This window comes from Janthinobacterium sp. GW822-FHT07H11, from assembly GCF_058798615.1.
The window spans coordinates 2147060-2168717 of sequence record NZ_CM179507.1 but is presented as its reverse complement, the minus strand read 5'-3'; the positions used below and the strand labels follow the sequence as shown (position 1 = coordinate 2168717).

Sequence of the window (21658 nt, the reverse complement as noted above, 5' to 3'; positions counted from 1 at the left end):
ATTTTTACCTAGGCTACGGTGCAGCCCTGGTCCTGTATGTACGGTGACGCACGGAAGCGCCGGACGCGGCACCGCACACTGGCCCTGACGGGAAAAAAGCAGGCATTCCGCCTTGTCCGCAGCGGGCAAGGCCATCCCCGATGGCATACGCAGTTTCATTACCAATAATTAAGGAGCATTCCATGACTACCACCACCAAATCCCTGCACCCGCTGGTGCTTGCCGCCGCCGTCGCCGTGCTGCTGTTCTGCGGCGTGGGCACGGCCGCCCTGATGGGCTGGCTGCCATCATCGGCGGGCGACAGCCAGCCACTGAATGGCAGCGCCTCGGCCGAGCAACTGGCCAGCCTGCAAGCCATCGCGCCGCCGCCCGGCGTGCAGCCGCTGGCCGCGATGCCGTCGCAGCAGCAGCAGCAGCAGCAGCAGCAGCAGCAGCAGCCACAACAACAGCAATCCGCGCCAGTGCGCCAGCCGCAGCCGCAATACGCGGCCGCCGCGCCGGCACCGGCGCCGCAGGTTTGCAGCAACTGCGGCGTGGTTGAAGCCATCCATGAAGTCAATACGCGCGCCGAAGGCAGCGGCGTGGGCGCGGCCGGCGGTGCCGTCGTGGGCGGCTTGCTGGGTAACCAGGTCGGCGGCGGCCATGGCAAGCAGGTGGCCACCGTGCTGGGCGCCATCGGCGGCGCCGTCGCGGGCAACCAGATCGAAGGCAGCGTGCGCGCCACGCGCAGCTACAACATCGTCGTGCGCCTGGACAATGGCAAGACGCGCACCGTGCACCAGAGCGCCGCGCCGAACTGGCGCCAGGGCGACCGCGTACGCGTGGTCAATGGCGGCTTGCGCGCCATCGGCTGATGCGCGTGGCGGTCAGCCATTAGTTGTAAATTGAATACACGCCCGGCCCGTCCGGGCGTTTTCTTTTTGATCATGTTCGCTGGCGTACAGATGAGCTAGCCACTGACGGGAGATGATGCACTCAGGAAAGTTCAACGAATATCCCGGACAGGAGATGCAATGAATACGGACAAGATAAACAGCAACAAGATCTGGTTCAGCTTTATCGGCGGCGGCATGCTGGCCACGGCGCTGGGCTTTTGCGCGCTGGACCTGGCGCCGGCGGCAGACAGCGCGCCCGTCTTCGGCGTGATGCTGCTGCTCACGGGCGGCATGCTCAGCTGCATGGCGGGCGCCGTCGGCATGGCCGGCATGCTGGCCTGGATACCTGGCATGGCCGTGCAGCATGCGCCAGCGAAGAATCCGGCCACGAACCGCGCCAGCAAATAACGACATGTCCTGCCGGAATACGCTCTAAATAGAGCTTGTGTACGGCAGCGTACAGATAATTTCAGAAACAAAGTAGACAATAAGTCATGGCATCAACGTTGCACAACAAGCGGGCAACGGGAATGGCAAACCAACGATGACAGCGCCTGCTGCTAGCGGCTTGCAAGCCGGCGACGCGCAAGGGCCGTCATCCACACACTACTCTCGGAGGACATATCATGCTCTATACAATCGCAGTAGTACTCATCATTCTCTGGCTGCTGGGCCTGGTAACTTCCTATACCATCGGCGGCTTCATCCATATCCTGCTGGTCGTGGCGGTGATCATGGTCCTGCTGCGCCTGATCAGCGGGCGCGGGCTATAGACGCTTAGCGAAAACGGATACCGGCGGCGCGCGTGCAAACGGGCGCCGTTCTTTTGCGTGCCGCTTGCACTGGCAAGACGCGCATTTTTGCAGTAACGTGTACGGGTAGTTCCTGGGTATGTCCCAATAACAAAACAAGGAGAAAATCCATGAAAACAGTCAAAAATGGCGCCACCGCCAAAACCCTGGTCGGCATGCTGGTCCTCGCATTGGCCGCCTCGGGCTGTGCCGACATGTCCGCCACCCAGCGCGGCACGGCCACGGGCGCCGGCATCGGCGCGGGCCTGGGCGCGCTGATCGGCGGCACCACCGGCGGCGGCAGCGGTGGCCGCACCGCGGGCGGCGCCCTGATCGGTGCGGCAGCTGGCGCCGTAGTCGGCAATATCTGGTCCAACCGCATGGAAAACCAGAAGCGCGCGATGGAGCAAGCCACGCAGGGCACGGGCGTGCAAGTGACGCAGACGGCCGATAACCGCCTGAAGATGGAAATCCCCAGCGATATCTCGTTCGATACCAACCGCGCCGACATCAAGGGCAATTTCCGCCCCATCCTCGACCGCTTTGCGTCGACCCTGAATGAAAACCCGAACACCACGGTCAGCATCATCGGCCACACGGACAGCACGGGCAGCGATTCGATCAACCAGCCATTGTCGGTCGAGCGCGCCGCCCATACGCGCGACTACCTGGCCATGCGCGGCGTATCGCCAACGCGCATCGTCACCGAAGGCCGCGGCTCGCGCGAACCGGTTGCCTCGAACGCCGACGCCGAAGGCCGCGCCCGCAATCGCCGCGTGGAAATCTACGTCGCCGAAATGGCGCCACGCGGATAATACCGAACCAAACCTGCTGCGCGTCGGCATAGGCGGCCTGCGATGCTCACCGGCTAGGGGCCTCCATACGGCGGCGCTTTTCGGCCACCTCTCCGTTCCGCTCGCTCCGGTTTGGTTCGTTGTCGTGACTATCACGTCAACGACAACAGCAAAAAGCCCACTGGCAAGGTAACTTGCCAGTGGGCTTCTTTAGTTAAAACAGCTTATTTCGACGTCGCCTTGGCGCCGCTTTCGCCCTCTTTCGCCACCTTGGCAAAATCGCCCGCCACCACGATGGACACGGCCGCCGGCTTCAGGTACTCGCGCAGGCTCTGGTTCACTTGCGCCAGCGTCAATGCGGCCACCTTGGCTTCCAGGTCCTTGTCGTAAGCCATGGTACGGTCATGCGTCAGGTACTCGGCCAGACCGCGCGCCAGGCCGCTGTCCTGCGTGCGGCCCACCTCTTCCGATTGCAGCCAGCCCTTCTTCGCCTCGGCCAGCTCCTCCTGCGTAAAGCCATCGGCCAGCACCTTGGCGATTTCCTCGCGCAGGGCCGCTTCCACCTTGACCGTGTTTTGCGGCGCGCTGATGGCATACGCCATCCAGAAGCCGGCCGGCTCGCGCGCCGGGATCGTCACTTGCGAACCGACGCCGTACGACAAGCCTTCCTTCTGGCGGATGCGGTCGGCCAGACGGCTGCGCAAGGCGCCGCCACCGAGCATGTGATTGGCGATCAGCAAGGCGGGATAGCCGGCGGCGTCATCCTTGAGGGCGATCGGCTCGATGGCGAACAGCACGCTATTCGCCTTGTCCGGCGTTTCCAGCGTGACTTTCTCGCCGCTGACGGGCTTGACGGCGTCGGGAATGCGCACATACGGCTGCTGCGCCTTCCAGCTGCCGTACAGGCTGGCCACTTGCGCCTTCAGCGCGGCCGGGTCGAAGTCGCCCACGGCGGCAAAGGTGGCGTTCGACGCGCCATAGTAGGCGCCATGGAAGGCTTTCACATCGGCCACCTGGATGGCTTTCCATTGCGCCAGTTCCGCCGGCAAGGTGACCACGTGGCGCACATGGCCTTCCGGCGTGGCGTCAAGCAGGCGGCGGAAGGCGTTCACGGCCAGCGGCTGCGGTTCAGGCAATTCCTGCTCCGCGCGGCCGACGCGCTCGCGCTGCAATTCCAGGAATTCCGTCTCGTTCAAGGCCGGTTTTTGCAGCACTTGCGCCAGCAGGTCCATGGCGGCCGGCAAGTTCTCGCGCTTGCCCGTCAGCATGGCGGTGACGCCCTCGGCGCCACCGGAGATGGCCACTTGCATGCCCAGCTGGTCAAACTTGTCCTTCACTTCCTGGCGCGACAATTTATCCGTGCCACGCGACAACAGATTGGCCGTGTAGCTGCCCACGGCTGCCTTGCCGCGCAAGCTCTCTTCGCTGCCGAGCTGCAGTTTCAATACGACGCTGACGTTGCTGCCCTTGGTTTTTTTCGGCAGCAAGGCACCCTTCAAGCCGTTCGGCAAGGTGAAGCGCGTGGTGCGCGCCTCGATATTGTCGGGACTGGGGTCGAACGCCTCGCCCTGCGCCACGACGGCACGGCCCGTGTAGCCGGCCAGCTGCGGCGCCACGTCGGCGTAGGCCGGCACGACGGTGCGGTCCGGCGCATCGGTGGGGATGAAACGGCCCAGGGTGCGGTTCGAGCTCTTCAGGTATTTCTCGGCCGCCGCCTGCACCTGCGCCGTCGTCAGCTTGTCGAGCTGGTCGCGCTGCAGGAAGAACAGACGCCAGTCGCCGGCCGCCAGCGACTCCGTCAGGGCGATCGTCATGCGCGCCGTGTTCGAGGTGATCAGCTCGACCTGCTTGTTCAGCTGCTGTTTCACGCGCGCCACTTCCGCATCCGTGATCGGCTGCGATTTCAGCTCTTCCAGCACTTTCAGCATGGCCGCTTGCGCCGCATCCAGGTTGCCATCGACGGGCACGAGCGCGCCAAACAGGTTGTAGCCCGGTTCCAGGTTGCTCACGGAGTTGTATTCGATCTTGCTGGCCAGCTTGGTTTCCACCAGCGCCTTGTGCAGGCGGCCGGCGGGCGCATCGGTCAGCACGTGGCCGAGCACCTCGATGGCGACGGCGTCCGGGTTGCCGGACGGCGCCACGTGGTAGCCGGCGCCGACGAATTGCGTGCCGCCGCTGCGGCGCACCGTCACGGCCCGTTCGCCGTCCTGCACGGGTTCGGCCGTATACGTCGGTTCGATCACGCGCGTCGGTTTCGGGATCTTGCCAAACAACTCATTGATCTGCTTCAAGACCTTCGCTTCATCGAAGCGGCCCGCCACCATCAGCACGGCATTATCGGGCTGATAATATTTATGATAAAACGCGCGCAGGCGCGGAATGTTGACTTGTTCGATGTCGGAACGGGCGCCGATGGTCGACTTGCCATAGTTGTGCCAGTCATAGGCGACGGCCTGGATGCGTTCGCTGGTCACGCCGATCGGATCGCTCTCGCCCATCTCGAACTCGTTGCGCACGACCGTCATTTCACCCTTCTGCGTCTTCGGGTTCCACAGGTCGTTCTGGTCGATGGCCGCGTTGACCATGCGGTCCGCTTCCATGGCCAGCATCTGGCGCAGGTTGTCGTCGTTGGCCGGGAAGGTGGCGTAGTAATTGGTGCGGTCGTACCAGGTGGTGCCGTTGAAATCGGCGCCCGTCGAATTCAGGATCTCGACCGGGGTCTTGCTGCCCTTCTTGATGCCGAAGTTGGCGCTGGGCTTGAACAGCAGGTGCTCGAGCAAGTGGGCCATGCCCGTTTCGCCATAGTTTTCATGGCGCGAGCCGACCAGGTAGACGATATTCGTCGTCAGCGTGGGCTTGCTGGCATCGGGGAACAGCAGCACGCGCAAGCCGTTGGCCAGCCGGTATTCGGTGATGCCTTCGACGGAGGTGACCTTGACGGCGGCGCGGCTGGCGGACATGGCGCCGGCTTTCTGTGTCTTCGCGGCATCGACAGGGGTGGCGGCAAACGCCAGCGACGGCGACAGGATGCCGGCGGCAAGCAGGAGGGCGGTAATTGGTTTCAAGGCAAATTCCTGGTAACACTACGTTATGAAAAAGCGCGAGCGCATTTGGTACGAGCGTAAGAATGCTCAGGGAGCCAGCGCTGCGTCTTCGCCGCCCCATGAAATTATTACTATTTAACAATTTACGGCATACTTATCACTTACGCAAGCCCCTGCCATCGGGCCGCGATACTGGCGTGCTATACTTGACCGTTCCAGAACTATCCGCCTGTATATGAGACGAGCTCTCGTCCTGCTCTGCCTTTTCGTTTTCATCGCCCTGCCCCAGGCGTTCGCCAGCATGGCTTACGCCAGCCCTTTCCCATTCCAGCATGCAGTCGCGGCCGGCACTACCGCCATGCCCGCCGCATCCTGCGATGACACCGGCGCGCACGCCGGCGTCGCCGGCGACAGCTGCGACGCGGAAGAATGCGACAACGACCCCATTTCGCTCTATCCGACAACGCGCCAGGCCGTGCCGTTCCACGCCATCATTTGGCAAGCGGGACCGGGCGCACTTGCCGAAGCGGACGTGCGGCCGGCTACCCGCCCGCCGCGCGTCCGCCACTGAAGCCGCGCCGCAGCACGCATCGAATCCACGCCTGGGACGCACGCCAGGCACGCTTTACATTGATTGACTTTACAAGGTTACACACATGGAATGGTTATTTGACCCGACAATCTGGGTCGGCCTGCTGACGCTGGTCGTACTGGAAATCGTACTGGGTATCGACAACCTGATCTTCATCGCCATCCTGGCCGAGAAATTGCCGCCGCACCAGCGCGACAAGGCCAGGGTGCTGGGCCTGACCCTGGCGCTGGTCATGCGCCTGGGCTTGCTGACGCTGATTTCCTGGCTGGTCACCCTGACCACGCCGCTATTTTCCGTTTGGCAACTCACCTTTTCGGGACGCGACCTGATCCTGCTGGTGGGCGGCCTGTTCCTGCTGTTCAAGGCCACCACCGAGCTGCACGAGCGCCTCGAAGGCGTCACGCACGCCGAGACGGGCTCCAAAGTGTATGCCGGCTTCGGCCTCGTGGTGGCGCAGATCGTCGTGCTCGACGCCGTCTTTTCGCTCGACGCCGTCATCACGGCCGTCGGCATGGTGGAAAACCTGTACGTGATGATGGCTGCCGTCATCATTTCCATCGGCGTCATGATGCTGGCCTCGAAAGCGTTGACGCGCTTCGTCAACGCCCACCCCACCGTCGTCGTGCTGTGCCTGAGCTTCCTGCTGATGATAGGCCTGTCCTTGATCGCCGAAGGCCTGGGCTTCCACATCCCGAAAGGCTATCTGTACGCGGCCATCGGCTTCTCCGTGATCATCGAGTTCTTCAACCAGCTGGCGCGCCGCAACTTCCTCAAGCTGCAATCGACCACCCCGCTGCGCGACCGCACGGCGCAAGCCGTACTGAGCCTGCTGGGCGGGCGCAAGGGCCGCGAAGCCATCGAGGAGCACGAAGTCAAGCAGGCGCTCGACGCCTCCGCCTTTGGCGTGGAAGAGCGCAACATGGTCAGCGGCGTGCTGACCCTGGCCGAGCGCTCGATCCGCTCCGTGATGACGCCGCGCGGCGACGTCTCGTGGGTCAACCTGAACGACAGCAGCGAGAAGATGCTCAAGCTGCTGCGCGATACGCCGCACAGCATGATTCCCGTCTGCAACGATGACCTCGACAACGTGGTCGGCATCGCGCGCAGCAAGGACCTGATCGAGGACCTGGTCTCGCACGGCAAGATCGCCCCGTCCAACATGCGCGAAGCCATCGTCGTGCCGGAGGCGGCCGGCGTGCTCAAAGCCATGGAGACCCTGAAGCGCTCGCGCGGCCAGCTGGTGCTGGTGGTGGACGAATTCGGCACCGTGCAGGGCGTGCTCACGCCGATCGACATCCTCGAAGCCATTGCCGGCGAATTCCCCGACGAAGACGAGCAGCCGGACGTGGAAGTGCTGGGCCCCGGCCACTGGCGCATCGACGGCGCCACGGACCTGCACTACCTGGAGCAGGTGCTGGAAACGGAATCGCTGGTCAGCGACGATGGCGAATACAACTCGCTGGCCGGCTTCCTGCTGGCGCACTTCGAAAACATGCCGGCCGTGGGCGAAGTGCTGGAACTCGATGATCTGCGCTATGAAATCGTCGAGGCCGACGAGCGCCGCATCGCCTGCGTGGACGTGCGCCGCATCGAGCCCGATCACAGTTTGTAACACAATGGCAGGCGTGCGCCGCTTGCCATGCCGTATGCTGGGGCCTGCCTTTTCTGGAGACGCCAACATGAAACACTCGCTGCTACGCCTGACCCTGCTGGCTTGCGCCGCCTTAGGCAGCCACGCCAATGTCCTGGCCGCCTCGCAGGCCGCCACCATCAAGCCGGGCCTGTGGCAAGTCGACAGCAAGATGAGCTCGCCCGATGCCGCCACCGACAACGCCATGTCCATGGTGTTGCAGCAGCTGGGCAACCTTCCCCCCGATCAGCGCAAGCAACTGGAAAGCATGGCGGCCAGCCGTGGCATGGCCATGCCCAGCGTGGGCGCCGACGGCGCCGTGCGCATGACGGCCTGCGTGACGCCGGACATGGCGGCGCGCAAGCAGATTCCCACGGGCCAGCCCGGCGATTGCAGGTCGAACAACAGCGATATCGCGGGCGGCATGCAGGTATCGTTCACCTGCGCGAACCCGAAATCGCACGGCGAAGGCAAGGTCATGTTCACGGGCGACCAGGCATTCAGCATGCAACTGGCGGTGACCACCAACGCGCGCGGCGCGCCGGAACAGGTGAAGGTGACGAGCAGCGGCAAGTGGCTGGACGCCAGCTGCCCCGCCCCGGCGGCGCCTCAAAAGCCGTGACGGAAACCCAGATTCAAGGCGGCGTCGCCGCGTCCGCTGTCGCTGGCATTGCCCACCGTATAGCGGGCGCCGTTTTTGTTGTGGATCTTCGCGTACGAGGCATAGAAGTCGCTGCGCCTTGACAGCGAATACGTGACGCCCACGGCCACCTGGGTGGCGTCGCGGTTGGCCAGGTCGCGGTCATCCTTGTGCACCCAGGAAGCGAGCAGCTTGAAGCCGCGCACCGGCACGGACACGCCCAGCAAGACGTCGCGGCTGTCCGACGAAGACATCGACAGGGCCAGCGAGCTGTAGGCGTTGCCCGGGTCCCACGGCGAACTGCCGTAGCCCTTGTTGACGCCCACGGCGGCAAAGGCCGTGGCCACTTTCAGGTCGACATTCGCGGCCACCAGCGTATTGCGCGCCGACATGTCGATGGCGGGCAAGGTGCCGCTGGCCAGGATGACATTATTCTTGCGCTGGTGCGACACGCTGACATTCACGGCGCCGGCCGAATAGCCGAGCGTGGCGCCATAGGCGCGGTTGTTGGCGCTGCTGTACGGCGACTCGCCAAAACTGTAGATGGCGCTGGCGGTCATGCCGCGCAAGGCGGGCGTCGCGTACTTGACGGTATTGTCATAGCGCTTCACGCCGTAGCCGGCCAGGTTGCTGGCGCTGCCAGCCATGCCGCCCTTGAACGGGTCAGCCACGTCGGTGAGCGTCAGGTATTGCAGGTTGTACTGGCGGCCCAGGGTCAGCGCGCCCAGGCGGCTGTCGAGGCCCACATAGGCCTGGCGGCCGAACAGGCGGCCTTCTTCGGACTGGCCCGTGTCGTTCTGGATGCCCGCTTCCAGGCTGAACACGGCGGACACGTCGTCACCCAGCGCTTCGCGGCCCTGCACGCCCAGGCGCGAACCCGAGGCGACGCCGCCCGACAGCTTGCTGCCCGCGCAACTGGCGGCACAGCCGCGCTCGGCAACGATGCCCGCGTCGAGCACGCCGTACACGGAAACGGCGGATGGCGCGGCGCCGGCGCTGTCGGCAGCCTGGGCTTGCGCGCAAAGCACAAACGGCCCCATCCCTATCACAGCAAGCGCAAAATACGAGGTCTTCATGATAAATATCTCGGTAACGTGAAAAGAAACTGCCGGGTTATTGATCAGGACATGCGCTGTGTGTCTGACCTTAGTGTTACCTTATCCTCGCTTTTTGGCAAGCAATCTGTGCGGTGTACAACAGAAACTTCAGCTTAGCCCCGGCAGCGGCGTCGCAAGCTGACAACACGCAAATAATGAGCAGATTCAAGCTTTTTGCCGCAAAATGGGAGCGGAAGCAGGCCCTGCTGAAAGGCAATGTTCGGTGGCGAACGTTGCGCGATTTGATGCAGGCGGTACACTATTGGTTTTACCGACAGCGGCTCGCCCGTTTTTCTGCATGCTAGCTATCCTCGAACGCATTGATCCCTACACCAGCAATATCGACTTACTGGTGGAATTATTTAACTCACTGCGTCCCAAGCGCCCCCACGACAGCGCTACCGCGATCGCCAACGTGCGCACCCTGCGCCAGCTACTCAAAGGTAACCCCGCGCAAGCGCGCGCCCTGCACGAATACGTGCTGCGCGTGCTGGCCGCGCGCCGCCACGCCAGCCTGTACACCGACATCGGCGTACTGTCGAACAGCGGCTTTTTCACGGAATTGAAACGCCGCATCGCCTACCGCATGCTGCCGCCCGCCCTCGGCGACGAATACCTGAACGACGCGCTCGACCAGGTGCTGTACCTGAAGACCGACTACCTGTGGATCAGCAACGTGCCGGCCACGGACTGGCTGGAACTGTTCGACGTGCTCACCGGCGACGACATCGAACTGGCCGTCGGCGACGGCAATATCATGCTGCCGGGCCTGCTCGACGCCATCCGCACCCTGTCCTACCGCGTCTGCGCCATGGGCCTGGAGCCGGAACTGACGCGCTTCCACAGCGAAATCGAAGTGTTCCAGTCGCCGTTCATGGTGCAGAACACGGAAGTCAATGCCTACCTGGATGCCTACACGAAGCTGTTGCAAGGCGACATCGAGCACATCGAGGATGCGCGCCACTTGCTGGTGATGCTGGACCAGTGCGATGCCGTCATCGCCAAGATCCGCAAGAAGGCCCTGTACCAGGGCACCAGCATTCCCCTCACCTATCTGCTGGTGGCGCTGGCGCAAAGCATCGACCGCCTGCGCAAGCTGCTGTTCCTCGTCGACACGAGCGGCGAGTTGCCCGCATCGAGCAACGTGGACATCGCCGCCATCACGGTGGACGCCACGCAGGACGTGCTGCACCCGCAGCCCGTCAGCCGCCGCCGCGCGGGCGCCGTCGCGCTGGCGCTGGAACTGATACGCGCGCACAACCACAAGTACAAGGTCAGCGACCTGTTTTCCGACAATATCAACTTGCTGGCGCGCAATGTGACGGAAAACGCCAGCCGCACGGGCGAGCATTACATCGCGGAAAACCGGCGCGAGATGGGCGCCATGTTCCTGTCATCGGCAGGCGCCGGCGTGATCATCGGCTTCATGGCCCTGTTCAAGATATTGATGTCGTATCTGCGTTCGGCGCCGCTGGTCGAAGCCTTCATGTTCAGCATGAATTACTCGATCGGCTTCATGTTCATCCACTTGCTGCACTTCACGGTGGCCACCAAGCAGCCGGCCATGACGGCCTCGCGCATCGCCGCCGGCCTGCACAGCAAGGATGGCCGGAATATCGACCTCGACAGCATGGCGGAATTGATCAACAAGGTCTTCCGCACGCAAAACATGGCCGTATTGGGCAACCTGGCCACGGCCATCCCCACGGCCTGGCTGATCGCGCTCGGCTACAAGGCGATCACGGGACACAACCTGGTGACGCCGGAAAAAGCCATGCATCTGCTGCACGACATAGACCCCATCGGCAGCCCCGCCATCTTCTATGCCATGATCGCCGGCGTGTGCCTGTTCGTGGCCGGCCTGATTTCCGGCTACTACGACAACCAGGCGCTATACACGCGCTGGGCGCAGCGCATCGCGCAATTGCGCGGCCTGGGCCGCGTCATCGGCCAGGAGCGGCTGCAGCGGCTGGGCCTGTACCTGGAAAACAACCTGGGCGGGCTGATGGGTAATTTCTATTTCGGCATCCTGCTCGGCTCCATCGGCACCCTGGGCTTTTTGATCGGCTTGCCCATCGATATACGCCACATCACCTTCTCGGCCGCCAACTTTGCGACAGCCCTGGTGGGACTCGATCACAATATGAGCTGGCAGCTGGCCGTCAAGTCGCTGTCGGGCATCTTCGCCATCGGCACGGCCAACCTGCTGGTCAGCTTCGGCCTGGCCCTGTGGGTGGCCCTGCGTTCGCGCCAGGTGCGCTTCAAGCACGGCATGCAGTTGCTGAAGATACTCGGCAAGCGTTTCCTGCGCTCGCCCATCGTGTTCTTCTTCGGTTCGAAAAACCCGCCGCCGCTGGCACTGGCCGACGACACGGCAAACCTGTCACCCACCAAAGGCCACAAATGACCGCCAGGCGCATGCAACCGTACCTCTCCGCCCTCCTGCTGTGCTGGACCCTGGCTGCATGCGCCGCGTTGCCAAACGTTAAGAATCTCAACACCTCCCTGGAACCGGTGGCCACGCCCAAAGTCATCACCGGCAAGGGCGCCGTGCTGAACGTCAACAGCCGCGCCGCCCTGCTCAACAAGCGCTGGGCCAGGTCCGGCATGGACTTGAAGACCCAGGCCGCGCTGGAAGAGGCGGCCACGGGCGTGCCTTTGATCAAGGGCAACAAGGTGACCCTGCTGTTTGACGGCCCGCAAACCATGGCCGCCATGTTCCAGGCCATCAGCGAGGCGAAGACCAGCATCAACCTGGAAACCTATATCTTCGACCAGGACCCGCTGGGCCTGAAGTTTGCCGACATGCTGATCGAAAAGCAGCAATCGGGCGTGACGGTCAACGTCATCTACGACAGCGTGGGTACCCTCGGCGTGCCGCAGGCGTTTTTCGAGCGCATGCGCGCGGCCGGCGTGCACCTGGTGGCCTTCAACCCCGTCAACCCGGCCAAGCTGAAGGGCGACGAGTGGAAGATCAACAACCGCGACCACCGCAAGGTGCTGATCGTCGATGGCAAGACGGCGTTTACGGGCGGCATCAACATCAGCGACACCTATGCCAAGAGCTCGCTGTTCCGCTCGAAGAACAAGCCCACCGACAAGAAGGACGTGGGCTGGCGCGATACCCACGTGAAAGTGGAAGGCCCGGCCGTGGCCGCCTTCCAGTGGCTGTTCATCCGCACCTGGGCCCAGCAAGACCAGGCCGACTTACCCGACGCCAATTATTTCCCCGTGCTTTCCGAAGTGGGCGACAAGCTGGTGCGCGTGGTGGCCAGCGAACCGGACGGCGGCTTTGAAATCTACAAGGCGTATATCCTCGCCATCCAGGAAGCAAAAAAATCCATCCACATCACCTCCGCCTATTTCGTGCCCGACCAGCAGACGGTCGACGCGCTGGTGGCGGCCGCGAAACGGGGCGTGGACGTCACCGTGGTGCTGCCCGGCGTGTCCGACAGCGGCCTGGTGTTCCATGCGGGGCACGCGCTGTACGACCAATTGCTGGCCGGCGGCATCCGCATCTTTCACTTGAAACTGGCCGTGCTGCATGCCAAGACGGCCGTCATCGACGGCGCCTGGTCAACGGTAGGTTCGACGAATATCGACATGCGCAGCTTCCTGCACAACAGTGAACTGAACGTGATCGTGCTGGGCGACAGCTTCGGCCGCGAAATGGAAAACGCCTTCCAGGAAGACTTGCGCGATTCGGAAGAAATCACCAAGGCGAAATGGGAAACGCGGCCCATCTCGGACCGCATGAAGGAGTGGGCGGCACGCTTCATGAACTACTGGCTGTAACGGCCGCCAACCCTACGCTCAATACGTAATATTCGCCATGGCTTTGTATCGCGGAGGCAATGCACTATTCAAGGCCAGCACCTTGTCCAGTATCTCTGCCGGTGGTGTCCCTTTTGCACGTTCCTGCTGTAGCAGGTCCACGCGCGCCTTCGATGCTGATGCGGCAACGCCAGCGAAATAGGCTTCGGACTCCGGTGTCTGCAGTTCGCCAGAAACGGAATAGCGCACCGTGGGCCAAGCCGAAATATCGATCAAGGGAAAGGTGCCGCTGTTCGGGGCGGTATTGAAAGCGAGCAGTTTCTCCGCTTCCGCCGGATCTGCCCTCGCGCTATCGAGCAGCTTGTTGCGGTAATTGCCAGCAATGTCCGCTTGGGCAGGCACGCCGTGTTTGCTGGCCGCAGCCGTTGTCGCCGACTCCGTCACCGAGGCGTAGACCTCGGCAAAGGACTTCCTGCTGTTGTCAGGACGGGGGGCGGCATCGCCCGCCCGCGCATAGGCGGGGGCAATGGCGATGGTTTTTACTTCGTTCAACATATATTTCTCCAATTCAATATGTTATGACGATTATAACCTTCCGCCCTGTTCTGCAATCGCCGAGCAAGGCCAAAAATACCTCGCAATTCGCTTTTCCACCTGGACCGGCATCATAAAGGCCGCAAACTGGCCCACACGCCGCCCTGGCGTTCGAACGCTTCCGTGCTGACCTTTTCAAACTCGGCACTCTCGTCACTCCAACTGTAGCGCTCGACCCGGATGCAGCTGTTTTCCACGCGCAGCACATTGAAGGAATTCGACTCGCCCCGGCCCCGCGTGGACGTGGCCGTGCCCGCCTGCACCATCAGGGCGGCGTAGCCGTCGATCTTGTAGCGCTCGGCCGTGTTGCCCGCCACGCTGGCATGCAGATGGCCCGCCAGCAATAAGTCCACGCCGCATTCGGAAAACATTTGCAGCGCCAGCGGCGCACGGTCCACCAGGTCATCCTTGTCGAAGTGCTCGGGCAAGTCAAATGGATGATGGGTGACGATGATGCGCGTCAAACCGGGCGGCAAGCGGCCCAGGCGTTCACGCAGGAAATCGATCTGCTCATGGCTGATGCGGCCATCCTTGAACGTCAGCGAGCGGGCCGTATTGATGCCCAGCACGGCGATTTCCTCGTCCACGTATTCGGGCGACAAATCGTCCGTCACGTGGCGCCGGTACTTCACCAGCGGCGTCAAAAAACGGGAAAAGACGTTGTACAGGGGCACGTCATGGTTGCCCGGCACCACGATCTGCGGCCCCGGCAAGCTGTCGAGGAATTGCCGCGCCTGCTGGAATTGCACGCTGCGGGCCCGCTGCGTGAGGTCGCCGGAGACCACCACCACGTCCGGTTCCAGGCGTTCGACCAGCGCGCGCAGGGGCGCCAGCAGGGCCGCATCGACCTTGCCGAAATGCAAATCGGACAAATGCACGAGGGTGCGCATGGCGTTCTCCTAGCTGGCCGCGGGAACGGGCACGATCACGTCCAGCGCGGCGGGACGGATGCGGTAGCGCAGCGGCGTATTCATGATGGTCACTTCGCCATCGGTGGCCACGCGCAGGCGGCGGTGTCGCGTGGCGATCTCCAGGTCGGTGGCCGTCAGCACATCGAAATCCTTGGCCTGCGACAACTTGCCGAACAGCGCATGCAGGGCCAGGCGCACGAGCCCCAGGCGGCCCGGACGCTGCGCCACGTACAGGCTCAGCTGGCCGCAATCGAGCCGTTCGCGCTCGCCGATATTCAAGCCTTCCATCTGGTACTCATTATTGCCGATGAAGACAAACGGCGTGCGCCGCGCATGCACGGCGTCCTTGAGTTTCAATTGCACGCTGAGAAAGGGGTAGCGGCGCAAGGCCGCCACCAGGGCCCAGCTGAAGGCCAGCCACTTGCCCCGTCCCAGGCGGCGCTGCTGCTTTTCGCGGTCGCGCACGATGTCGGGATACAGGCCCAGGCTGGAATTGTTCAGGAAGATGCGGCCGTTGACTTCGCCCACGTCGACCTTCACGCGCACGCCCCGCGCCACGTTGGCGATCGCCGCCTCGAGCGTCAAAGGAATATTCAGATCCTTGGCGAAATGGTTCAAGGTACCCAGCGGCAAGACGCCAAACGCCGTGCCGCTGCCGACGACGACGGAGGCGACGGCGTTGATGGTGCCGTCGCCGCCCCCGGCCACGACGATGGGCGCCCCATCGCGCAAGGCTTGCTCGGCCGTGGCGATCATCTCGGCCCCGCTTTGCGCCAGGGTGATGGCGGCATCGAGGCCGACGGCCAGGAATTGCGCTTCGAGCTGCTGCGCCCAGTCGGGCGCGTAGCCGCAGCCGGCGCCCGCGTTGATGATGACGGCGATTTTACTCAGGATCGTTCCCCTTACTTGGTTTGCCGGATATGCCGGCGGCGGCGCAGGGTCGACACGCCGGCGATGCAGATGGCCAGCCAGCCATAGCTTTCCGCCATGGCCGCCAGCACGTCGCTCAGGTAATGCGCGCCCAGGTAGATGCGGCTGAAGCCCACGAGCGCCGCCATCAGGAATGCGACCAGCGCGATGGCGATGCGCCTGCCCCACGCACCCGCCGGCGCCTGGCAAATCAGGTAGGCGGCCAGCAAGCCGTACAGGGCCGTCGAGGTGGCCGTATGGCCACTGGGAAAACTGTACGTGCTCAAGGCCGTCTGCAGGATGGGTTCGTCAAAGCTGGGCCGTGCGCGCACAAAGATATACTTTAGCAGCAGATTCAGAATCATGACGCCCGGCATGGTAATGGCCAGCGTGAACAGCCAGTAGGTGGCGCCCTTGCGGTACCAGTACCAGCCCAGCAGACTGGCCAGGGTGATGGCGCCGATCACGCCATGCAGATGCGTGACGACCAGCAGGCAGCTGGTGACCCATGGCACGGCGTGCTGGTTGAACCATTGCGCCACCTGCAGGTCGATGACGGTGATCCGGGCCATGCCCATCACGGCTTCGGCGATCTCGTGGAAGACCACGATGGCCACCAGCATCAGGGCCACGCCCACCGTCATATGCAGGCCCAGCTCGCCTTCGGGCGACAGGCGCGCCTCGACGAAGCGGCGCAGTTTCAGGGTCCAGCCCGTGGTCATGCCCATGTCATTATTCTCTTGCAAACTGATCTCTCTTTCATATTCCTGGTGCTGATCAAAAAAACCACACCAGTAAAAAAAATACTGTTTATTCATACAGTAGCTGTGTTTTCATACAGTAGTTATGCTATTCTGATGACTCGTTCAACACATCTCCCTCAAAGGAATTGTCATGGCAACATTGAATAGCGGTTTTGGCTCACGGTTCGGCCTGGAATACGCCCCAAGCTCTTTCCTCGTCCGCATGGGCAAGCGCGAAATCCTCGTCTGCCGCGACTTCCGCAAGCGCTACTACACCGTCAATCCCCTGATCGAGTGCGGTACGGGCATCGAGCCGGGTTATGTTGAAGTGCTGCTGATGCGCCGTTGGCTCCTCATTTTATCCAAGGCGCATTAAGAATGACTTTAAAACAAGGTGCTCGCACCGTGTTGTAAAGTCAGCTCCGCCCGGCCACGCCGGGAGCGCGTCAGTACCGGCCAGCGGCAACGCTGGCCGACCCCTCATTACTGCATGCGCTCCGGTGCGGCCGGGCTGGCAGGTGTTTCGGCGGCGGCGCCGGCAAGCGCGTTGGCAGGCGGCAGCTTGTCAAACACATGCGCCTCGTACCACAAGGTCACGAACAACACCATCACGACGGGGCCGATGAACAGGCCCACGAGGCCCAGGGTTTCCACGCCGCCCAGAATACCGAACAGCACGGCCAGGAAGGGCAAGCGGGTGGCGTTGCCGATCATGCCAGGCCGCACGAAGTGGTCGGCCACGAACAGCACCACGGTACCCCAGGCGGCCACGCCGATGCCGGCGCCCACATTGCCCTGGAACACCAATACGGCGGCCGCGCACAGGTAAGCGAGCGGCGCGCCGAACGGGATGATGGCCAACACACCGGTGGCGAACGCCCACAGGGCCGGCGACGGCAAGCCGGCAATCGCATAGGCGATGCCGATCAGCACGCCTTCGGCCAGGCCCACGAGCACCAGGCCGTTGACGGTAGCGCGTATGGCCGTGGGAATCTTTTGCGCATAGCGGCCCCAGCGTTCAGGACGCAGGAAATGGCTGCCGACGGCCGTGATCTGGCGCGTCAGCGCTTCGCCATCCTTGTAGAAGAAAAACAGGCACAAGAAGGCCAGGCCGAAGTCGACCAGGCGGTGGAACACGTCCGCGCCGAGGACTTTCAGCATGTCGCGCGCGGAGTGAAAGCCGCCCACGGCGCTGCCCGCAAAAAAGTGGCTCAGGCCATGGGGCTGGCTCAAGGTGGCTTGCCACCAGTCGCCGATGGCGCTGCCGGCCAGCGGAATGTGCGCCACCCAGTCCGGCGCGGGCAAGCCGTCCGTATTCGCATGGACGACGAAATTGGCCAGCACGGGCACTTCGCGCGCCGCCTGCGCCACGCCGAACAGCACGGGGATGATGAAGAGGCAGGCGAACGCCAGCGTCAGCACGGCCGCCGCGATGAGGGTGCGTTGGCCCAGCACCGCGCGCACGCGCAGGTACAGGGGCCAGGTGGCCACGCACAGGATGCCGGCCCACACGAGCGGCAAAAAGAAACGCTGCATGACGAAGGCCGTCACGGCGATCAGGGCCAGGGAAAAGCCTGCGCTGACGATGTCGCGCTGGGTATCGCTCATGCCACTCCATTCATGCCCCCCGCTGGAAGCGGTGATGGGGCTTAGCTAGGCGCCAGTTGCGCAGGCGTAGCGTAACACGGCGGCATGCCGATTTATACGAGGCCCAGCTCCACCGGCTTGACGCCGGCAAACACGTGCTCGAGTTGCGCCGGGGTCAAGCCGAAGGTGCGGCGCAGCAAGCCGCCCAGCACGGCGCGGTACTCGTTGAGCACGGGCATGTCGCGGTTCTGGAACAGGTTCGCCTGCGAAATCGCCACCTGCTCGCCGGCCACCTGCTTGCCCTTGATCCCGCCACCGAGCACCCAGAACACGCTGCCGTGGCCGTGGTCCGTGCCGCGGTTGCCGTTTTCGCGGAAGGTGCGGCCAAATTCGCTGACCACCACGACCACGGTATGGCGCCATTCGCTGCCCATTTCCTGCGAAAACGCGGCCAGGCCCCGCCCCAGCTCATCGAAGCGCCCCGCCAGATAGCCGCTGGCGCCGCCCTGCCCCACGTGCGTATCCCAGCCGCCCACGTCGACGAAGCCGAGGTTGTATTTGTCCTGCATCAAGCGGGCGATGCGCTGCGCTTCCAGTGCAAAACCCTTGGTACTGATGGCGTTGCGGTTGGCCGCCAGCATCTCGCCCGTCAATTCCCGGCTCACGTCCGCGCGCACGACAAAGCCCGCGCTGACCGGTTGCTGCAAGGGCGTGCCCTTGTACATGGCAGCGATGAGCTGGCTTTGACGCGCATCGATGCCGGACTTGCCCACGGAGCGCAGCCCCACGTTCGGCACCTGCACGCCGCCCTGGAAGATCAGCGGCAGCTGGTCCGTGAAGGAAATGGCGTGCTTGCTGCTATTGAGGCTTTGCGCCAGCCGGTTCAGGAAACCCGAGCGGAAATCGCGCCGGCCGCCGATTTCCTGCCCCAGTTCGATGCTGTCCTGCGTCTCGAAATGGCTGCGCGTCAAATCGGTCGTGCCCGCAAACGGGATGAAGGCCGCCTCGCCGCCGTTAAACATGGGATAGATGCTCTCGCGCAAGGCCGGATGCAGGGCCCAATCGCTATTCAGGGCCAGCGCGCCATTGTCCGCCCCGGGCTGCGCGATGGCGATATTCGGCCGCGATGCGTAATAAAAATCGCTGCCGAGCGGCACCAGCAGGTTGCTGGCGTCATAGCCGCCGCGCAGGAAGACGAACAGCAGCTTCGCCTCCGTGGCGGGCGCGGCCAGCAAGCTGCCCGCGTACGACAACAGGGGCGCGGCGGCCAGGGCTTTCAACAAGTCACGACGGTGCATGGCAACTCCTTTCAGTATTTAACGCGTGAACAAAACCGTAGCGAGCGGCAGTGAACTGTGGCCGAGACGCGGAACTGTGCGAATGCACAGTGAGCATCGCAGGCCGCAAGTCGCGACGCGCAGCAGGTTTTGGCAGGCGTTTTAGCGGTGCATCATTTCTGGCGAAGACAGGAGAAAAGTGTTCCATTCCTGCGGCGAGGCGGCCTGCTCCAGCGCCTGGCGCGTGGCGGGGCTCAAGGTCGCTTGCAGCGACTGGTAATACAGGGCGCTGGCCAGCTGGGGAAACGCCGCTTTTTCCTGCGGCTGCGGGCCCTCCGTCCTGAACAGGCCGGCGCTGCCCGAGCCGATGGTGCGGGCGATGTCGAAACGCGTCGTCATCTGGCCGGGGCTGGCCCAGGCAGCGTCCGTCAGCGGATAGCCGTCCGGCGTCTGGCGCCCGTACAGGGGCTGGCCCATGCGCGCGAGCCAGCTCAGCATGGGACCGGCGTTGAGGATGGGTTTGTCGTCGTAGCTGAGGCGCACGGCCGACACCACGTAATGCATGGGGTCCTTGAATTTCTTGCCTAGCGATTGCCTGAACTCGGGACTGGCAAACATGGTCTGCAGCACGTCGGCGATCATGCCGTCGCTGTGCCGGAAGGTGGCGGCCATGCGCGCCACCAGCGCTTCGGGAGGGTTATCTCCCACGAAATACTGGGCCAGCTTGCCACTGATAAAGTGCGCGGTGGCGGGACTGCGGCTCAAACGGTCCAGCGCTTCATCGAGCTCGGCCAGGCCCCTGCCCTTCACCGTTTGCCCGAGGAATTGTTTATCGCCGTAATCGTGGCGGTTCGGATTGAATTCGAACAAGCCGCGGCGCACGTATTGCGATTGCAAGGCCGGTTTCACCTTCGGCGTCTCCGGCCCCAGGTTCACCCCCACCCCGGTCAGGATGCGCGCCAGTTCCTGCACGTCCATCTGGCTGTAGCCGCCGTTGACGCCCAGGGTGTGCAGTTCCATCAACTCGCGCGCATAGTTTTCATTGATGCGCTTGACGGCATTGGCTTCATTGTCGAGGTAGCGCAGCATGGCCGGATGGTGGACGGTGGCGCCCAGCAAGTCGCGAAATTTCCCCAAAGCATGCGGCGCGATGGCGTTCGCCTCGTAATCGCCGACCATGGCGCGCAAGTTGTGCTTGCCCTGGTGCACGCTGAAATGGTTGAGCCAAAACCAGCTCAGCTGCTGCTGCAGCTGGTTAGTCGAATACACGTCCAGCAGCAAGGAGCGCGTGGCCGCCTCGCGCGCCAGGCGGTTCAGTTCCTGCTGGTACTCCTTTTGCGCCTGCTGCTTCGCCATCTCGTCCATGACGCCGGCCGATGCCTTGCGCTTTTGCTCCACGGACATGACGAGCTGATCGAGCGGCACCTGGCTGATGGTCATGGCGTCGATCTGCGCCTGCACGGCGGGCGGCAGGCTGGCTTTGCCTGGATGTAACTGTGCCTGCAGGTAAGCGTTCCAGCCTTGCGCCTGCACCTGGCGCATGCTGCCTGCGTTCACGCCCCAGCTGACGCGCGCAAGCATGGCGACATCTTGTGCCGGACTGGTCTGCGCGGGACTGGCCGGCGCGCGATGCCCGGCCTGGACGGCAGGTTGCGTCGCGGCGCAGCCGGCCAGCAACAGCAGGGACAGCAAAGTCGTCGGCAACAGGCGGTTCGGGGTCATGGCGCTCCTTCAGGCGATTTCATGCAGAATGCCTGAGGGTACGCCCAGGTGGACCTGCGCGTGATTGCCATTTGCAACGAGTTGTAATCAGGCGGGCTTGCTCATTAGCCAGGTTCTCGCGGGTACGGGCACATGAGCAATGCATAATCTCAGATAAAATGTTATCGAGAGAAATGCGTATTGCAATGGCAGCTGCGTATTTTCTCTTGAACCAGACATTATCCATACAACACGTCCACATTAAAAAGAAATGAAAATATTATTGATCGCTGCAGCAGGAATGTTATCGCTCATTCAAACGCCGTCAGCCTTCGCGGAGAATCTGAATGGAAAAAACCTGTATGTACAGCGATGTGCCGTATGCCATGGCGCAGAGATCAGGGGCACAGGGCCGTTGGCGAATAAAAGCACGCCTCCCACGCCTGATCTCACCACGGCCGCTTTCAAAAAACGCCTGAAGGATTATCCGGGCGTGATCGTATCCTCGGTCATATTGCGGCCGAATGGCGATTTGATTCCAAAGACCTTGAAAGAGAATGGCGTCAAGATCGCGCCCTACGCCTGGCGGGTAAAGGATTTTCGCGATTTGAATCAATACATGAGCGATGTGATTTTCAAAAACCGCTGATATCGAGATCAATGGCGTACACCTCGCGCAGGCATAATCCGCACTCAATC

20 protein-coding genes are annotated in these 21658 nt (G+C 63.0%); 11 read left to right on the top strand and 9 right to left on the bottom strand.

The genetic code is table 11. From position 1 onward, the window contains the following. Positions 1 to 182 precede the first annotated feature (182 nt). The 4 genes from AC3RCJ_RS09775 (at position 183) to AC3RCJ_RS09760 (ending at position 2481) form a co-directional block, all read left to right on the top strand. Positions 183 to 854, top strand: a complete 672-nt coding sequence (locus AC3RCJ_RS09775) for an outer membrane lipoprotein (RefSeq protein WP_492960859.1) — start codon at positions 183 to 185, stop codon at positions 852 to 854. A 159-nt stretch (positions 855 to 1013) separates the two neighbouring features. Next, positions 1014 to 1283, top strand: a complete 270-nt coding sequence (locus AC3RCJ_RS09770) for a hypothetical protein (protein ID WP_492960857.1) — start codon at positions 1014 to 1016, stop codon at positions 1281 to 1283. 218 nt (positions 1284 to 1501) lie between these two features. Then, entirely contained in the window at positions 1502 to 1648 is a 147-nt protein-coding gene (locus AC3RCJ_RS09765) for a lmo0937 family membrane protein (protein WP_010396376.1), read from the top strand. A gap of 149 nt (positions 1649 to 1797) precedes the next feature. Further along, on the top strand, positions 1798 to 2481 hold the full coding sequence (locus tag AC3RCJ_RS09760) for a YiaD family glycine zipper/OmpA-like lipoprotein (RefSeq protein ID WP_492960855.1): 684 nt from the start codon (positions 1798 to 1800) through the stop codon (positions 2479 to 2481). Positions 2482 to 2684: 203 nt separating this feature from the next. Here AC3RCJ_RS09760 and AC3RCJ_RS09755 read toward each other — a convergent pair whose 3' ends face one another. Further along, positions 2685 to 5525 carry a M16 family metallopeptidase gene (locus tag AC3RCJ_RS09755; protein ID WP_492960853.1) on the bottom strand — a complete coding sequence of 947 codons (2841 nt, stop codon included), beginning with the start codon at positions 5523 to 5525 and terminating at the stop codon, positions 2685 to 2687. A gap of 280 nt (positions 5526 to 5805) precedes the next feature. Between AC3RCJ_RS09755 and AC3RCJ_RS09750 the strand changes: the two genes are divergently transcribed. The 3 genes from AC3RCJ_RS09750 to AC3RCJ_RS09740 all read left to right on the top strand — a co-directional run bounded on the left by AC3RCJ_RS09750 (position 5806) and on the right by AC3RCJ_RS09740 (position 8348). After that, on the top strand, positions 5806 to 6075 hold the full coding sequence (locus tag AC3RCJ_RS09750; protein ID WP_492960851.1) for a hypothetical protein: 270 nt from the start codon (positions 5806 to 5808) through the stop codon (positions 6073 to 6075). 85 nt (positions 6076 to 6160) lie between these two features. After that, complete coding sequence (locus tag AC3RCJ_RS09745; RefSeq protein ID WP_492960849.1) at positions 6161 to 7708, top strand: TerC family protein; 1548 nt, start codon at positions 6161 to 6163, stop codon at positions 7706 to 7708. 67 nt (positions 7709 to 7775) lie between these two features. After that, positions 7776 to 8348 (top strand): DUF3617 domain-containing protein, encoded by a 573-nt coding sequence (locus AC3RCJ_RS09740; RefSeq protein WP_492960847.1) that lies wholly within the window; start codon positions 7776 to 7778, stop codon positions 8346 to 8348. Here the strand turns inward: AC3RCJ_RS09740 and AC3RCJ_RS09735 are convergent. Beyond that, entirely contained in the window at positions 8336 to 9442 is a 1107-nt protein-coding gene (locus tag AC3RCJ_RS09735; protein ID WP_492960845.1) for a porin, read from the bottom strand. The two genes, AC3RCJ_RS09740 and AC3RCJ_RS09735, sit on opposite strands and share 13 nt — an antisense overlap. Positions 9443 to 9761: 319 nt before the next feature. Between AC3RCJ_RS09735 and AC3RCJ_RS09730 the strand changes: the two genes are divergently transcribed. Beyond that, positions 9762 to 11870 (top strand): site-specific recombinase, encoded by a 2109-nt coding sequence (locus tag AC3RCJ_RS09730; RefSeq protein ID WP_492960843.1) that lies wholly within the window; start codon positions 9762 to 9764, stop codon positions 11868 to 11870. Then, complete coding sequence (gene cls / locus AC3RCJ_RS09725) at positions 11867 to 13258, top strand: cardiolipin synthase (RefSeq protein WP_492960841.1); 1392 nt, start codon at positions 11867 to 11869, stop codon at positions 13256 to 13258. The genes AC3RCJ_RS09730 and cls overlap by 4 nt, the downstream gene beginning before the upstream one ends. Positions 13259 to 13276: 18 nt before the next feature. Here cls and AC3RCJ_RS09720 read toward each other — a convergent pair whose 3' ends face one another. The 4 genes from AC3RCJ_RS09720 to AC3RCJ_RS09705 form a co-directional block, all read right to left on the bottom strand. Beyond that, on the bottom strand, positions 13277 to 13792 hold the full coding sequence (locus AC3RCJ_RS09720; RefSeq protein ID WP_492960839.1) for a hypothetical protein: 516 nt from the start codon (positions 13790 to 13792) through the stop codon (positions 13277 to 13279). Between the two features lie 110 nt (positions 13793 to 13902). After that, positions 13903 to 14721 (bottom strand): metallophosphoesterase family protein, encoded by an 819-nt coding sequence (locus tag AC3RCJ_RS09715; protein ID WP_492960837.1) that lies wholly within the window; start codon positions 14719 to 14721, stop codon positions 13903 to 13905. 9 nt (positions 14722 to 14730) lie between these two features. Beyond that, complete coding sequence (locus AC3RCJ_RS09710) at positions 14731 to 15633, bottom strand: diacylglycerol/lipid kinase family protein (RefSeq protein WP_492960949.1); 903 nt, start codon at positions 15631 to 15633, stop codon at positions 14731 to 14733. Between the two features lie 11 nt (positions 15634 to 15644). Next, entirely contained in the window at positions 15645 to 16397 is a 753-nt protein-coding gene (locus AC3RCJ_RS09705) for a phosphatase PAP2 family protein (protein ID WP_492960835.1), read from the bottom strand. Between the two features lie 148 nt (positions 16398 to 16545). Here AC3RCJ_RS09705 and AC3RCJ_RS09700 point away from each other — a divergent pair, with 148 nt between their 5' ends. Next, positions 16546 to 16770 carry a hypothetical protein gene (locus AC3RCJ_RS09700; protein ID WP_010396348.1) on the top strand — a complete coding sequence of 75 codons (225 nt, stop codon included), beginning with the start codon at positions 16546 to 16548 and terminating at the stop codon, positions 16768 to 16770. 107 nt (positions 16771 to 16877) lie between these two features. On the opposite strand, the gene AC3RCJ_RS09695 is transcribed toward AC3RCJ_RS09700, so the two are convergent. The 3 genes from AC3RCJ_RS09695 to AC3RCJ_RS09685 all read right to left on the bottom strand — a co-directional run bounded on the left by AC3RCJ_RS09695 (position 16878) and on the right by AC3RCJ_RS09685 (position 20980). Beyond that, complete coding sequence (locus AC3RCJ_RS09695) at positions 16878 to 18002, bottom strand: AI-2E family transporter (protein WP_492960833.1); 1125 nt, start codon at positions 18000 to 18002, stop codon at positions 16878 to 16880. Positions 18003 to 18094: 92 nt separating this feature from the next. Further along, complete coding sequence (locus tag AC3RCJ_RS09690; RefSeq protein ID WP_492960831.1) at positions 18095 to 19279, bottom strand: DUF1501 domain-containing protein; 1185 nt, start codon at positions 19277 to 19279, stop codon at positions 18095 to 18097. 141 nt (positions 19280 to 19420) lie between these two features. After that, positions 19421 to 20980 carry a DUF1800 domain-containing protein gene (locus AC3RCJ_RS09685; RefSeq protein WP_492960829.1) on the bottom strand — a complete coding sequence of 520 codons (1560 nt, stop codon included), beginning with the start codon at positions 20978 to 20980 and terminating at the stop codon, positions 19421 to 19423. Positions 20981 to 21230: 250 nt separating this feature from the next. Between AC3RCJ_RS09685 and AC3RCJ_RS09680 the strand changes: the two genes are divergently transcribed. Continuing rightward, the gene (locus tag AC3RCJ_RS09680) at positions 21231 to 21608 is read left to right on the top strand and encodes a c-type cytochrome (protein WP_492960827.1); all 378 of its coding nucleotides are present in this window, start codon (positions 21231 to 21233) and stop codon (positions 21606 to 21608) included. Positions 21609 to 21658 lie beyond the last annotated feature (50 nt).